Origin of the sequence: Pectobacterium cacticida (assembly GCF_036885195.1) — a bacterium.
GTDB lineage: Bacteria > Pseudomonadota > Gammaproteobacteria > Enterobacterales > Enterobacteriaceae > Pectobacterium > Pectobacterium cacticida.
Genome location: NZ_CP133656.1, coordinates 1,012,788 through 1,027,669, shown reverse-complemented (window position 1 = coordinate 1,027,669; position 14,882 = coordinate 1,012,788). Strand labels below are relative to the sequence as shown.

The 14,882-nt window shown below is 51.3% G+C and carries 13 protein-coding genes; 8 read left to right on the top strand and 5 right to left on the bottom strand.

Annotated features, from left to right (window positions below; genetic code table 11):
- Positions 1-99 precede the first annotated feature (99 nt).
- The 5 genes from nrdB to RFN81_RS04810 all read left to right on the top strand — a co-directional run bounded on the left by nrdB (position 100) and on the right by RFN81_RS04810 (position 4,804).
- Positions 100-1,230, top strand: a complete 1,131-nt coding sequence (nrdB, locus tag RFN81_RS04830) for a class Ia ribonucleoside-diphosphate reductase subunit beta (RefSeq protein ID WP_264498033.1) — start codon at positions 100-102, stop codon at positions 1,228-1,230.
- Between the two features lie 3 nt (positions 1,231-1,233).
- Positions 1,234-1,494: a class I ribonucleotide reductase maintenance protein YfaE gene (gene yfaE / locus RFN81_RS04825; protein ID WP_264498032.1), complete on the top strand. Its 261-nt coding sequence runs from the start codon at positions 1,234-1,236 to the stop codon at positions 1,492-1,494.
- A 148-nt stretch (positions 1,495-1,642) separates the two neighbouring features.
- Positions 1,643-3,259 (top strand): methyl-accepting chemotaxis protein, encoded by a 1,617-nt coding sequence (locus RFN81_RS04820; protein WP_264498031.1) that lies wholly within the window; start codon positions 1,643-1,645, stop codon positions 3,257-3,259.
- A gap of 176 nt (positions 3,260-3,435) precedes the next feature.
- Positions 3,436-4,359 (top strand): SPFH domain-containing protein, encoded by a 924-nt coding sequence (locus tag RFN81_RS04815; RefSeq protein WP_264498030.1) that lies wholly within the window; start codon positions 3,436-3,438, stop codon positions 4,357-4,359.
- On the top strand, positions 4,349-4,804 hold the full coding sequence (locus RFN81_RS04810; RefSeq protein WP_264498029.1) for an NfeD family protein: 456 nt from the start codon (positions 4,349-4,351) through the stop codon (positions 4,802-4,804). The genes RFN81_RS04815 and RFN81_RS04810 overlap by 11 nt, the downstream gene beginning before the upstream one ends.
- Before the next feature lie 45 nt (positions 4,805-4,849).
- Here RFN81_RS04810 and cueR read toward each other — a convergent pair whose 3' ends face one another.
- The gene (cueR, locus tag RFN81_RS04805; RefSeq protein ID WP_264498028.1) at positions 4,850-5,254 is read right to left on the bottom strand and encodes a Cu(I)-responsive transcriptional regulator; all 405 of its coding nucleotides are present in this window, start codon (positions 5,252-5,254) and stop codon (positions 4,850-4,852) included.
- Between the two features lie 115 nt (positions 5,255-5,369).
- On the opposite strand from cueR, the gene copA reads away from it, so the two are divergent.
- The 3 genes from copA to ybaK all read left to right on the top strand — a co-directional run bounded on the left by copA (position 5,370) and on the right by ybaK (position 9,586).
- A complete protein-coding gene (gene copA / locus RFN81_RS04800) occupies positions 5,370-8,090 on the top strand; it encodes a copper-exporting P-type ATPase CopA (RefSeq protein WP_264498027.1) in 2,721 nt (906 codons plus the stop codon).
- A gap of 135 nt (positions 8,091-8,225) precedes the next feature.
- On the top strand, positions 8,226-9,044 hold the full coding sequence (locus tag RFN81_RS04795; RefSeq protein WP_264498026.1) for a TraB/GumN family protein: 819 nt from the start codon (positions 8,226-8,228) through the stop codon (positions 9,042-9,044).
- A gap of 62 nt (positions 9,045-9,106) precedes the next feature.
- Positions 9,107-9,586 carry a Cys-tRNA(Pro)/Cys-tRNA(Cys) deacylase YbaK gene (ybaK, locus tag RFN81_RS04790; protein ID WP_264498025.1) on the top strand — a complete coding sequence of 160 codons (480 nt, stop codon included), beginning with the start codon at positions 9,107-9,109 and terminating at the stop codon, positions 9,584-9,586.
- Between the two features lie 106 nt (positions 9,587-9,692).
- Here ybaK and RFN81_RS04785 read toward each other — a convergent pair whose 3' ends face one another.
- From RFN81_RS04785 to RFN81_RS04770, 4 genes are all read right to left on the bottom strand, one after another.
- A complete protein-coding gene (locus RFN81_RS04785) occupies positions 9,693-11,075 on the bottom strand; it encodes a glycoside hydrolase family 28 protein (RefSeq protein WP_264498024.1) in 1,383 nt (460 codons plus the stop codon).
- Between the two features lie 256 nt (positions 11,076-11,331).
- On the bottom strand, positions 11,332-12,315 hold the full coding sequence (yjiA, locus tag RFN81_RS04780; RefSeq protein ID WP_264498023.1) for a GTPase: 984 nt from the start codon (positions 12,313-12,315) through the stop codon (positions 11,332-11,334).
- Between the two features lie 16 nt (positions 12,316-12,331).
- On the bottom strand, positions 12,332-12,535 hold the full coding sequence (locus tag RFN81_RS04775) for a YbdD/YjiX family protein (RefSeq protein WP_039353071.1): 204 nt from the start codon (positions 12,533-12,535) through the stop codon (positions 12,332-12,334).
- A 143-nt stretch (positions 12,536-12,678) separates the two neighbouring features.
- Positions 12,679-14,832, bottom strand: coding sequence for a carbon starvation CstA family protein (locus RFN81_RS04770; protein ID WP_264498022.1), 2,154 nt, complete (start codon positions 14,830-14,832; stop codon positions 12,679-12,681).
- Positions 14,833-14,882 lie beyond the last annotated feature (50 nt).

Sequence of the window (14,882 nt, the reverse complement as noted above, 5' to 3'; positions counted from 1 at the left end):
CTTTTATTCCTTTTATTTATTGCGGGCGTCCCTGCCCGCCCCCAGCGGGATTGCCGCCGCGACATTGAAAAATGCCCCGGCATTTTTTGGGAGAGATTTATGGCCTATACCACATTTTCACAAAATAAAAATGACCAGTTGCTTGAACCCATGTTCTTCGGTCAGTCGGTTAACGTCGCACGCTTCGACCAGCAAAAGTACGAAATTTTTGAAAAGCTGATCGAAAAGCAATTGTCTTTTTTCTGGCGCCCGGAAGAGGTCGACGTATCACGCGATCGCATCGACTATCAGGCGCTGCCTGAGCATGAAAAACATATCTTTATCAGTAACCTGAAATATCAAACGCTGCTGGATTCAATTCAGGGGCGGAGCCCGAACGTCGCGTTGCTGCCGCTGATTTCCATCCCTGAGCTGGAAACCTGGGTCGAAACCTGGGCTTTCTCAGAAACCATTCACTCACGTTCTTACACGCACATCATTCGTAACATCGTGAACGATCCATCGTTGGTGTTTGACGATATCGTAACTAACGAAGAGATTCTAAAACGCGCCAAGGACATCTCTGGCTACTATGATTCGCTGATCGAACTTACCGGCTACTACCATCTGCTGGGCGAAGGCACGCATCAGGTCAATGGTAAAAGTGTGACCGTCGATCTGCATGCCTTAAAGAAACAGTTGTATCTGTGCCTGATGAGCGTAAACGCGCTGGAAGCCATTCGCTTCTATGTCAGTTTCGCCTGCTCGTTTGCTTTTGCGGAACGCGAACTGATGGAAGGCAACGCGAAAATTATCAAGCTGATCGCCCGTGATGAAGCGTTGCATTTGACCGGCACGCAACACATGCTAAACCTGATGCGCTCTGGCCATGACGACCCGGAAATGGCGCAAATTGCCGAGGAATGTCAGCAAGAGTGTTACGACCTTTTCGTGCTCGCCGCCCAGCAAGAAAAAGAGTGGGCGGAATATCTGTTTCGCGATGGTTCGATGATTGGCCTGAACAAAGATATTCTCTGCCAATATGTGGAATACATTACCAACATTCGCATGCAGGCGGTTGGGCTACCGCTGCCCTTCCAGACGCGCACCAACCCTATTCCCTGGATCAATGCCTGGCTGGTTTCTGATAACGTGCAGGTCGCCCCGCAAGAAGTCGAAGTCAGCTCTTATTTGGTCGGCCAGATCGATTCAGAGATCAGCGATGACGATCTGAGCGATTTCCAATTGTAACCTATGAGCATTCCAACGATCGTACTGCGCACATCCGGTGCGCAGTTTCCCTGCACGGATGACGGACGCTCCCTACTGGATGTGCTGGAATCTAATCAGGTCAACATTGAATATCAGTGTCGTTCCGGCTATTGCGGTTCCTGTCGGTTACGCCTGATAAAAGGCAATGTCGCCTATCGCCACCCCCCACTGGCCTGTATCCAGCCGGATGAAATCCTTCCTTGCTGCTGTCGACCTCAGGGCGACATTGAACTCGATCTATAACCGAACCACGTTTTATATTGCTAACTCCCGCGCGTGAAGATTATTCCATTGAATCAGCCCGACTATTGGGTTATTTTTCCCCTTCCCCAAATAAGGAAATAATATAATTTTAAAATACTGATTATATATAGCAAAAAGGATATATCACATGAGAATAAGGACGAAGTTAAATACTGGATTTAGTTCAGGGATGTTACTCGTCATCATTGTTGGAATTATTTCAACCATTAACTTATCTAGCTTTAATCATCAGATAGAAAAGATTGTTCAAACGCTGTATCCCACTACGGCTTATGCCAATGCCGCGATTAGTGAAATAAATAACGTATTCGTTGAACAATCCGCTCTCTTTATCTATGAAAAGCAGGAAGACATTGATACGACGATTGAAACAATTAAGAAACATCGTGGCAACCTAGCCGAAAAATTAAGCCAATTACAGCATTTGGTAGCCAATGACTCGGAACTCAACAACAAATTAGCTGAACTAAAAAAGGCATATCAAGCCTTCTCTCAATCGAGTGACCGCTTACTTCAGGATGCTAAGGTGGGTAATGAAGCCCGGCTACGTGACCAGGCATTAAATGTGACCTGGCCACTTGGCGCAAAGCTAAAATCGCTCGCTGAACAGTTTATTAGTGAATCGAATAACAGAATGATCCAATCAGAAAACGGCGTGCATGATAAATATAACTCAGCTAAGTTATTACTTTTATCTATTATTGTAGCCGGGGGGATTTTAAGTTTTATCATTTCCCATCTCGTCATTCGCAGTATCATTCCACCATTAACGCAGGCATTACATCAGGCGCAACACGTCGCAAAAGGAAATCTGACGCATTCTCTCCAAAGTACAACGAAAGATGAAGCCGGGATTTTACTTAATGAATTAAATAATATGACGGCCAACCTGCGACGTATTGTCAGTCAGGTTCGAGATTGCGCTGGTGCAATTTCTACCGCGACATCACAATTAAGCGCGGGAAATAGCGATCTATCAGCTCGCACAGAACACCAGGCCAGCGCGTTGGAAGAAACCGTGGCTTCCATGGAGCAATTAACCGCGACGCTGAAAAATACCGCCGACAATACTCATCGTGCCGACATTCTCGCGTCAGAAGCTGAAAAGGATATGCTTAACAGTACTAAAACGATGAAACAAGCGACAGAAAAAATGCGCGCCATTAGCGATGCATCGCGACGTATGGTGGATATTATCGGCACGATTGATGGCATCGCATTTCAAACTAATATCCTGGCGCTCAACGCGGCCGTTGAGGCTGCCAGAGCTGGCGAGCAGGGGCGTGGGTTCGCCGTCGTCGCGAGCGAAGTGCGCAGCCTGGCGCAGCGCAGCGCATTAGCCGCCAAAGAAATTAAAGCACTCATTGATGACTCTGTGAATAAAATCCATGAAGGGATGGAGATGGTAGAAACCGCAGAATCGTCAATCGGTTCACTGGTCAAAAATGCGGCCAGCGTCGGCCAAATTATGAATGAAATCGCACGTGCCAGCCAAGAGCAAAGCGAGGGTATCAATCAGGTCAATATTGCTGTCGGCCAAATTGACCACGCCACACAGCAGAATGTGTCATTAGTCGAGCAATCGGCGGCGGCCACGCAATCCCTGCAAGATCTTGCTCAGCAATTGTCGGCATCCGTTGCCACTTTTGTGCTGGCTGATACCGCCAGCGCTCCTCATCCCCTCAACGCGCCGCAACCCCTATTGGCAGGATTGCCGCCGGCAACAAGCCAACACGGTAGCTGACTTCTGCTTGATCTTTTACCTTCATTCTTTAGCCGATCGGCGAAGGCCGGTCGGCTGTCGTTAAAGCCAACGATAGGTTTTAGCTACGGATGGCGCTAGAATCGGTAACGTAATACATTCTTGTCTAATTCTCTCTGGGACACTAACGAAAACCATCATATATAGAGGTTAATACTATGCTCACCGTCATTCCCATTTTGATTTTTGTTGCGCTTATCATCGTCTGGTCAGGCATCAAAATCGTACCTCAGGGATACCAATGGACTGTAGAGCGGTTTGGTCGCTATACCAAGACGCTGATGCCGGGGCTTAATTTGGTTGTACCGTTTATGGATCGCGTTGGCCGCAAAATTAATATGATGGAACAGGTGCTGGATATTCCCTCGCAGGAAGTCATTTCAAAAGATAACGCCAACGTGACTATCGATGCCGTGTGTTTTATTCAGGTTATCGATCCGGCGCAGGCCGCCTACGAAGTCAGCAATTTAGAACAGGCCATCGTCAACCTGACGATGACCAATATCCGTACCGTTTTAGGGTCGATGGAACTGGATGAGATGCTGTCTCAACGCGATAGCATTAATACTCGGCTGTTGCACATCGTTGATGAGGCCACGAATCCGTGGGGCATTAAAATCACCCGTATTGAAATTCGTGACGTTCGCCCACCAGCCGAACTGATTGCCGCGATGAACGCGCAGATGAAGGCCGAACGTAATAAACGTGCCGATATCTTGGAAGCCGAAGGGGTACGTCAGGCAGCGATCCTCAAAGCCGAGGGAGAAAAACAGGCGCAGATCCTGAAAGCAGAAGGGCTGCGTCAATCCGCTTTCCTGGAGGCGGAAGCGCGTGAACGTGCGGCACAAGCCGAGGCTCAGGCTACCAAGATGGTTTCTGAAGCTATCGCCGCAGGAAATATTCAGGCGATTAACTATTTTGTCGCGCAGAAATATACCGATGCCTTGCAGCAAATCGGTTCTTCTAATAACAGTAAAGTGATTATGATGCCGTTGGAAGCCAGCAATCTGATGGGTGCGATCGGCGGGATCACGGAACTGATTAAAGACAGCCAAAATAGCCGGAGTAATAATGGGCAGTGAACTGGTGATGGAAAATGCGCACTGGTTCTGGCTGTCACTCGGTGGCCTGCTGTTAGCCGCCGAAATGCTGGGCGCCAGTGGTTATCTACTGTGGAGCGGTTTAGCCGCCGTGTTGGTCGGAGTGCTCACGTGGGTGATGCCGCTAGGTTGGGCGTGGCAGGGAACGATTTTCGCCATCCTGACTATCGCCACGGCCCTGCTGTGGTGGTATTGGCTGCGTAAGCGGACACAATCACTCCCCTCTTCTACGCTCAATCAACGTGGGAAACAAATGATCGGGCTACGCGCCACCTTGACCGAGCCAATAACCAACGGTTTCGGCCGGGTTAACATCGGCGACAGCAGTTGGCGCGTGAAAGCAGAGCAGAACTTGCCGGCCGGTACCTCTGTGGAAGTGATTGCCATTGATGGTATCACGCTACATGTACGTCCGACTGAGCGATAGCGATACTGGGCTAGCCTTTCACCTTGATAATAATTACGCTGTTGCCTACGCAGGCCGTCGGCAACAGCCCGCTAGGTTATTGATTATCGGGCATTCCGCACTGCCGTCACCGGGGCACTGCTCAGCCAGCGCCAGCAACTGTTCGCGCATTGCTTGCAATTCTTCAATGTGCTTCTCAATTTCCTGCACTTTTTGCAAGGTACGTGCTTTAACATCCGCACTCCGCCGCCGAGGATCGTTAAATAACATCACCAGTTCCCGGCACTTATCCAGATTAAAACCCACCTGACGCGCCTGACGTAGCAGCGTTAGCTCTTCAACGTGATGATCATTATAGCGACGGTAACCCTTTTCAGAACGTCGCGGTGGCGTCAATAGCGACTTTTCTTCATAAAAACGAATAGTTTTATTGCTCAGTCCCGTTTTTTTCGCAACATCACTGATATTCATGATTTCCCCTTGACCTTACCCTTACTGGAAGGTTTACCTTACCCAATAACTAGTGGAAATCGGATCGGCGGTCAACGCCTTTCACCACCGATGACGATTGCGGGAGAAAATTATCATGTCTCAATCTATTGTCTTGTCATTGCAGGGTCTCACCTGCGGGCACTGTGTTCAGCGCGTTGAAAACGCATTGAATACGTTGCCTGGCGTGGATCAAACCCACGTTACGCAGCGGTACGCCAGAATCAGTGGCGACATTAATTCACAAACAGTCATCGACACTATCAAGCAAGCAGGCTACGACGCACAGCTCGCCACCACGCCGGATGTATCTCTCCAGCTTTCCGGCCTCAGTTGTCATCACTGCATTGCCGCAACACGTAATGCGTTGGATGCCGTTCCCGGCGTTGTCGCCACGGAAGTGACTAAAGAGCAGGCTATCATTTACGGTGAAGTTGAGGCGAGCGCGCTTATCAATGCCGTTGAAGCTGCTGGCTATCACGCCACCTTACAGGAGCACGTACACCCAAAAACTGAGCCGCTGGCACAGGTAGCGACGGCGTCGGAAGCGCTGCCAGCGGCTAAACATGACCTTCCGACAGAAATAACATCATCAGGCGACATCGAAGACAGCGTGCAGCTTCTGCTGCACGGAATGAGCTGCGCCAGTTGCGTAAACCGCGTACAGACGGCGTTGCAAAGCGTTAGCGGCGTCACACAGGCACGCGTGAACCTAGCCGAACGCAGCGCATTGGTCAACGGCCATGCCTCATCGCAAGCGCTGATTGCTGCCGTAGAACGCGCGGGCTATGGCGCGGAAATTATTCTGGACGAGAAAACCCGCCGTGCGCGCCAGCAGCAAACCGCTCAGCAAGCTATCCGCCGGTTTCAATGGCAGGCCGCACTGGGGTTACTGTTGGGTGTGCCATTGATGCTATGGGGCGTATTGGGTGGCAGCATGAGCCTGACCCCGGAAAACCAAACATCGTGGCTGGTAGTGGGCATTTTGACGCTGGCCGTCATGGTACTGGCGGGCGGCCATTTCTACCGCAACGCCTGGCGTAGCCTTAGAAACGGGGCCGCGACCATGGATACGCTGGTCGCTCTGGGAACCGGCGCCGCCTGGCTCTACTCTATTAGCGTTACGCTATGGCCGGATTTTTTCCCGATGGCGGCGCGTCATCTGTATTACGAAGCTAGCGCAATGATTATCGGTTTAATCAATCTGGGCCACGCGCTGGAACAACGTGCCCGCCAGCGTTCCTCACGAGCCTTGGAACGATTGCTGGATTTAACGCCGCCCACGGCGCGCGTTGTCACGCCGGAAGGTGAGCGATCTATTCCCTTATCCGACGTGCAGTCCGGCATGACGCTGCGCCTGACAACCGGCGATCGCGCCCCTGTCGACGGTGAAATTTTGCAAGGCGAAGCGTGGATGGATGAAGCCATGCTGACCGGCGAGCCAATCCCGCAATTCAGAACGCCTGGCGATACCATTCACGCAGGCACGCTGGTTTCCGACGGTAGTGTCCTTTTCCGGGCGGATGCCACCGGCAACCAAACCACGCTATCACGCATCATCCGGTTGGTCAGACAAGCACAAAGCAGCAAACCCGCGATTGGTCAGCTCGCGGATCGTATTTCCGCCGTTTTTGTTCCCGTCGTGGTTCTCATTGCCCTTCTCAGCGGCGCAATCTGGTTCTTCGTCGGGCCACAGCCGCAAATGGTTTATACACTCATTATCGTTACCACCGTGCTGATTATAGCGTGCCCCTGTGCACTCGGGCTGGCAACACCGATGTCGATTATTTCCGGCGTCGGACGCGCCGCAGAATTAGGTGTGCTAGTGCGCGATGCCGATGCCTTACAACAGGCCAGCAAACTGGATATTTTGGTGTTTGACAAGACCGGCACGCTCACCGAGGGGCAACCACGACTGGTGGCAATTCACACGTTCGGCGATGTCACGGAAGCCCAAGCGCACGCCTGGGCAGCGGCGCTGGAACAGGGTTCTCATCACCCGCTGGCAAAGGCGATTAGTGAACGCGCAGAAGATCTTACGTTAATGCCGGTCGAACAGTTCCGTACACTACGCGGTCTCGGCGTTAGCGGTAAGATCGGCAACGCCACCCTGCTACTGGGGAATTCGACGTTACTCAAACAGCATCAGGTCGATACTACAGCGGGTGACCCTATCATTAGCGAACAGGCGCAACGCGGCATCACGCCCGTATTGCTCGCGGCAAATGGTCGCCTCAGTGCGATATTCTCTATCCACGATCCGCTGCGGGCCGATAGCGTCAGCGCCTTGCAGCGCCTACACCAGCAGGGGTATCAGTTAGTGATGCTGACAGGGGATAACCCGCTCACGGCGCAGCGTGTCGCGCAAGAAGCGGGTATCGATCGCGTGATTGCCGGAGTATTGCCAGACGGTAAAGCCGAAGCCATTAAAAAACTACAGGCTCAAGGCAAACGCGTGGCCATGATTGGCGACGGCATTAACGATGCACCGGCGCTGGCGCAGGCCGACGTCGGCATTGCGATGGGCGGCGGCAGCGATATCGCCATCGAAACGGCCGCCATCACACTAATGCGCCACAGCCTGCACGGCGTCGCCGATGCGCTAGCGCTGTCCAATGCCACACTGCGCAATATGAAACAGAATCTGCTAGGCGCGTTTATCTATAATTCTCTCGGGATACCGATTGCGGCAGGCGCGCTTTATCCGCTGACCGGGACATTACTCAGCCCGGTAGTGGCGGGTGCCGCAATGGCGCTTTCGTCCATCACCGTCGTCAGCAACGCGAACCGTCTATTACGTTTTACACCTAGACAGTAACCACTACGCCCCTGGAAAGGGGCGCCTCGCTGCATTATCTTCTTACAACGCCACGTTAATGCAGCTGCCGGTATACCTTGTATTGTTTCGCCTCTAACGTTTAGCATAGTTATCCCCTATCAGGAGACGGAATCCATGAGGCAACTGCTGCGCAGCATCGCGACTTTTCTTGGCATTATTTCACCGCTGACCTATGCCTACCCGGCCATAGACATACAGCTCGCCAATGAACGACAGTTGCATCTGGTGGGCAGCATTCATATGGGAAGTCAGGATATGGCACCCCTGCCCGATGCGTTGTTACAGCGACTCCGCCAGGCAACCGCGCTCATTGTTGAAGCCGATATCTCTGATACGATATCGCCTTTTCAATATAGTGACGCTGAGCAGCCCCTTATTCAGCGTCTCAGCCCGGAAAACTACCGCCGGTTGCAGAAAATTTGCGTTTCGCTCGCGTATGATATCAGTAATATCGATACGCTACCGAGCTGGCAAGCTGCGCTAATGTTGCAGGCGAGGCAGGCTCAGTTTCTGGGGTTACGCCCTGATAACGGCATCGATTATCAGTTAATTAATGCCGCAAAATCTTTCGGCGTTCAGATTATCGAGTTGGAAGGGCAGCAAACGCAGGTTGATCTACTACAGCAGTTGCCGCACGGCGGCCTGTCACTGTTGGAGGACACCCTCAAACATTGGGACATCAATGCTCGTCTACTTCAAACGATGGTCGGTTGGTGGCTTGACAACAAACCCGGCGACTATCAGCCGGATATTCCAGCAACGTTCAGCAATGAAATGGCCGACTTATTAATGGGACAGCGCAATCGTCGCTGGCAACAACAGCTTCAAACGCTACCGCCGGGTAACTACGTTGTGGCTGTCGGTGCGCTGCATCTGTATGGCGATGAGAATCTACCCTCGCTGCTCAGAAACGCCCATCCAGCCTCTCAGTAAAAATACATGATGACGGCACCCAGAAGCGTGCCGTCTTTCAAAGGGGTAAGGAGAATGAAATCATGACACCCGCAGTCAATCTGCTCGAAAAAAATAAGGTCGCGTTTACGTTACACAGCTATCACCATGACAGCGATGTCACCAACTTTGGCGAAGAAGCGGCAATAAAACTAGGGCTAAACAAGGAGCAGGTTTATAAAACACTGCTCGTCTCGCTGAATGGTGACGCGAAGAATCTCGCTGTAGCGGTTACGCCGGTTGCTGGCATGCTGGACCTTAAAAAAGTTGCTCGGGCATTGTCGGCCAAAAAAGCCGATATGGCCGATCCTATTATTGCTCAGCGCGTAACGGGTTATCTGGTAGGTGGCATCAGCCCACTGGGGCAAAAAAAACGGCTACCGACCGTGATTGATGAGCAGGCACGCCAGTTCGACACTATTTTCATTTCCGGCGGCAAACGTGGGTTGGACATTGAGTTGTCGGCGAACGATCTGGCGCGACTGCTAAGCGCCACCTTCGCCGAGATTGCCAAGCATGATTAATGCCCGCGGTTAAACGCACATCCACAGTAGAGTACGTGTCTGAAAAAGAAGCAGGTAGCAGAGGACTCCACGGCCAGTGCGTCCCCGGCTACCGCTTCATAATCAGTTACCGATCGACTATTGCCCCTTTTTCCAATTGCATTGTCGGGCCTTCTTTCACATTCAGCGTCAACCCCTTGGTTTGCAGTTCAGCATTCCTGACGCGCATCCCTTTATCCGCATCAATACGCACGTTATCAAAGTGGAAGCCACTGAGCGGCGCTTCCGGTACACCGATAATATATGCCGCCGCTTTGGTCTTGCCGGTAGACTCCAGATTTTCAATGGTGACATGACTAAAATGCGGTGTCTTGTATTGATCAAACGGTTGCTTTGGATCGGTGTCCGGCGGGTAGATCTGCTCCCCCATCGTGAATCCGCCTTCAGCGAGCATCTTATCTACCTCTGACTGCACAATTGGCGCGGCTTTATAATAAGCGGCAAAGACCAACGGTATTTCAACATCCACCATTTTAGTATTTCGATAGGTGATGTTTTTCACTTCGCCGCCTTTACCGCGAGGGGTTTTAATACGAATACCGTACATAGATCCTTCGAACTGGTTGTTTTCGACCAGCACGTTATTTACCCCGCCGGAGGTTTCGCTACCGATGGAAATACCACGCCCCTGCTTTAATACGTTGTTGGCGATATAGATATTATCCACGACGCCATTCGGGAAACGGCTATCCGGTTTCTCAGCTTTTATCGCGATATGATCGTCATTACAGTCGATATAATTGTTAGTGATTCGAATATTCTGGCTGTCAATGGGATCGATCGCGTCGGTATTTGGCGCATGCCACGGCGACAGAATACGTGTGCCGTTCACATCCACATCGTGCGAATAACGCATCACAACGTGAAAGCTTGGGGAATGGGTGAGCGTGACGCCATCCACCAGTACGTTGCTGGAACTTTTGATATAAATCAGGCGGGGGCGATCGGTTCCGCCTTTTTTGCCCGTTGCACGGATATTCTCACGCCAGCGTTCCCACCAGACGGCGCCCTGCCCGTCAATCGTCCCCTGACCGGTGATGGCCACATTCTGTGCGTCGGCAATGCTGATAAAGGGAAGCCAACCATTTTCCGCTTCAGCATACTTGGTTTTTTCCGTCGCGCGATAGGCCGCGACTTCGGTCGATGCCACGATAGTCGCATCTTTTGCCAAGTTCAGCCTAATGTTGCTTTTCAGGAACAACGGGTCGACCAGATAGTTACCGCGCGGAACATGTACCGTGCCGCCTCCGGCGGCGGCACAATCATCAATTGCTTTCTGGAAGGCATCGGTATTCAGTGCGATCTGTAGACGGTGACCTTCGGCCCCATATTGCGTGACATCACAGATTTTATCCGGGAATTTTACTGAACTGGCAGCCTGAGCCGATCCAGGCTGGATACCCAGCGTGATGCAGGAAGCCATCAATGACAGAGCAAGACCACTACGCATACTTAACCCCCAAAATAATGAAATATTATTTCAATAAAATAACACCAGTATTCCACTAAAAAATAAGGGGCGATCACGTTTTAGATTCATTTGTAATAATTACATTAAGGCATGAATTTTTTTATGCAATTGCCCTATTTGCATCGGGGAGCGCGTCGTATTTCATCAGGAAAATCACGATGAGGAAGGGAAAGGCGTATTACCGATGTTGTGCTGGCCAGTGGCCCCGTGTGGCCAGCACCGATAAAAAAGCGGCTTATGCCGTCAGGCGAGCAAAAGCGTCACGGATTTCCTGTTCAGGCAGATCCACACCAATAAACACCAGTACACTCTTTCTCTCTTCGCCTGGCTGCCACTCACTGTCCCAGTCGGCGCTGTATAAGCGCTGCACACCTTGAAACAGTAAACGACGGTCATCACCATCAATCGCCAGAATACCTTTATAGCGCAGCAGATTATCGGAAAATTGCAGTAAGAGATTTTCCATCACATCAGAAACGGACTGGAGATCAACGGCCTTATCGAGATTAACGACTATCGACTGCACGTTATTTTGCACAGGTGCGATAAAGCGAAATACCGGGGTTTTCACTTCCAAGTTATCGTTAAGAATAAAACCATTTATGTTAAACAATACACTGATATCGATATTGCCATGGACGACGGTGTAAATGGGCGCCCGCGCATTAATACGCTGAATGCGCGGTAACAGCGTCTCATCGCTTGCCACATCGGTTTTAGTCAGCAATATGCGGTCGGCATAGCCAATCTGTGACTGGGCAATGGTGAACTGATCAAGTTGTTGCTGTGCGTGCACCGCATCCACCAGCGTAATAATACCGTCCAGCACAAAGCGCTCACAGAGGGTTTCATGTGAGAAAAAAGTCTGTGCTACTGGCCCAGGATCGGCCATACCGGTACATTCAATAATGACATGATCAAAATCCAGCGTTCCGTTATCGATGCCATCGATAAGATCGAGCAGGGCATTAGCCAGTTCATTAGACTGCGTGCAACAAATGCACCCATTGCTCAGGGTCGTAATCTGGCTGGCACGTTCACCGATTAATGCGTTATCAATCGGGACTTCGCCGAACTCGTTTTCAATGACGGCAATTTTGTAACCATGGTTAGCGGTGAGGATATGACGCAATAAGGTCGTTTTACCCGCGCCGAGAAAACCCGTTAATATAGTGACACAGACGGGTTTAACCGTATCAAGCAATTGAGGTTGAGTCATAACAGATTCCCAGTCATTAACAGCAACGCATCCCGCCTTTGCCGTCTCCGCCATAGCGCGCCTGTTGGCGTTCGCGGAAGAATTCTTCATACGTCATCACCGGTTTATCCGGGTGATTAGTCTGCATATGCTGCACATAGGTATCATAATCCGGCATACCCACCAGCATACGCGCCGCCTGGCCTAAATATTTTCCTGCCTTACCCAAATTGCCAAACATCATTACCTCCAGGACATCACCGATGATAGCGCTAGATAAAAAATACCCTGTATAACGTTATACATTATACAGGGTACCGATACCCGTCATCTTTCACGTTCAGCCTTGCTAGCTGTCTCGCAAAATCCGACGGGGCAAATCGCTTAGTGGCCAGAAGACACTTTTACGCCACCTTCAGGCACCGGTACATATGGTGTTTCCTGATCGGTACGTTCCGCCACTTTACGTGCAGCCAGCGCTTCTTTAATACCGTAGGCAATAATACTGTACACCACAATCAGGAACAGAATACTCAAACCCGCATTGGTGTAGTTATTAATGACAATGTGGTTCATGTTAGCAATCTGTTGCGCACTGAGATCAGCACCGCCTTCCGCAATTTTACTCTTGAACATATTCGCCATGTAGAAGAAGCCTTCCAACTGCGGATTGTCGCTGAACAACTTCAAGCCCAGCGCCCACGTGGTACAAATCAATAACCACACTGTCGGAATCAACGTGACCCAGATGTATTGCGCGCGTTTCATCTTAATCAAGATGACGGTAGCCAGCACCAGCGCCACCGCCGCCAGCATTTGGTTAGAAATACCGAACAGCGGCCACAGGCTCTTCACACCGCCTAACGGATCGACTACGCCTTGATACAGGAGATAACCCCATAGGCCGACGCAACCCGCGGTACCAATAATCCCGGCAATCAGAGAGTCGGTTTTCTTCAGGAACGGGACAAAGTTACCCAGCAGATCTTGCAGCATAAAGCGACCTGAACGTGTCCCTGCATCTAACGCGGTCAGAATAAACAGTGCTTCAAACAGAATACCGAAGTGATACCAGAAGCCCATATCAGCGGCAGGAATAATCTGGTGGAATACGTGCGCGATACCAACAGCTAGCGTTGGTGCGCCACCAGCACGGTTCAATACGGAAGGTTCACCGATATCTTTCGCCGTTTGCGTAATCAGATCGGGCGAAATAACAAAGCCCCAGGAACTGACGGTCGCCGCCGCGTGCGCGGATACCTCCTGCAACTGTGCGAGGATCATCGGCGCATCTGCCGTGCCCAGTCGGTGTAAATCAGGCATCTCAATGCCGAGCGCCGCTGGCGGGGTATTCATTGCGAAGTAGAGGCCAGGCTCAATAATCGACGCCGCGACCAGTGCCATCATAGCAACGAAGGACTCCATCAACATGGCGCCGTAACCGATGAAACGCGCATCGTTTTCGCTCGCCAACAGTTTCGGCGTCGTGCCAGAAGAAATCAGCGCATGGAAGCCCGATACCGCACCACAAGCGATAGTAATAAACAGGAATGGGAATAACGTACCTTTCCAGACCGGCCCGGTGCCATCGACAAACTGCGTTACCGCAGGCATTTTCAGATCCGGGTTCAGGATCACGATACCAATCGCCAGACCAACGATGACGCCTATTTTCAGGAAGGTCGCCAAGTAATCACGCGGAGCCAGGATCAACCACACAGGCAACAGTGCGGAGACGAAGGCGTAGCCAATCAACGTATAGGTAATCGTGGTATCTTTAAAGGTGAGCGCCGGTCCCCAGTATGGGTCGCTTGCGACGACGCCACCGAACCAGATAGCCAATACCAACAAGATAATACCTATCACGGAGACCTCACCGACTTTACCCGGGCGGATATAGCGCATGTAGATCCCCATGAACAATGCGATCGGCACCGTCGAACAAACGGTAAAGACCCCCCACGGGCTTTCGGCCAACGCTTTCACCACGATCAGCGCCAGTACGGCAAGAATAATGATCATAATGAGGAAGCAGCCGAACAGCGCAATCGTCCCCGGAACAGGGCCCAGTTCTTTTTTAACGATTTCGCCTAATGAGGCGCCGTTACGCCGGCTGGAAATAAACAGGACCATAAAGTCCTGTACCGCCCCCGCCAGCACGACCCCAGCCAGCAACCATAGCGTCCCCGGCAAGTAACCGACCTGTGCGGCCAGTACCGGCCCGACTAACGGACCGGCGCCAGCAATGGCAGCAAAGTGGTGGCCGAACAGGACGTTACGGTTCGTTGGCACATAGTTAAGACCATCGTTATTGATAACAGCAGGCGTAGCTCTGGTGGGATCTAACTTCATGACTTTCTGTGCGATATACAGGCTGTAATATCGGTAGGCCACGAGGTAAACGGCTACGGAAGCAACAATAATCCAGAGTGCACTAACATGCTCACCGCGGCGTAATGCGACAACGCCGAGGCACGCTGCCCCAATGATTCCAAGAATCATCCAGGGGATGTGTTTAAGAATGGAACGGCTCTTCATAAGACATCCTTCAATTAAAAAATCACAATCGTTTAATTTGTTAGCTGTGG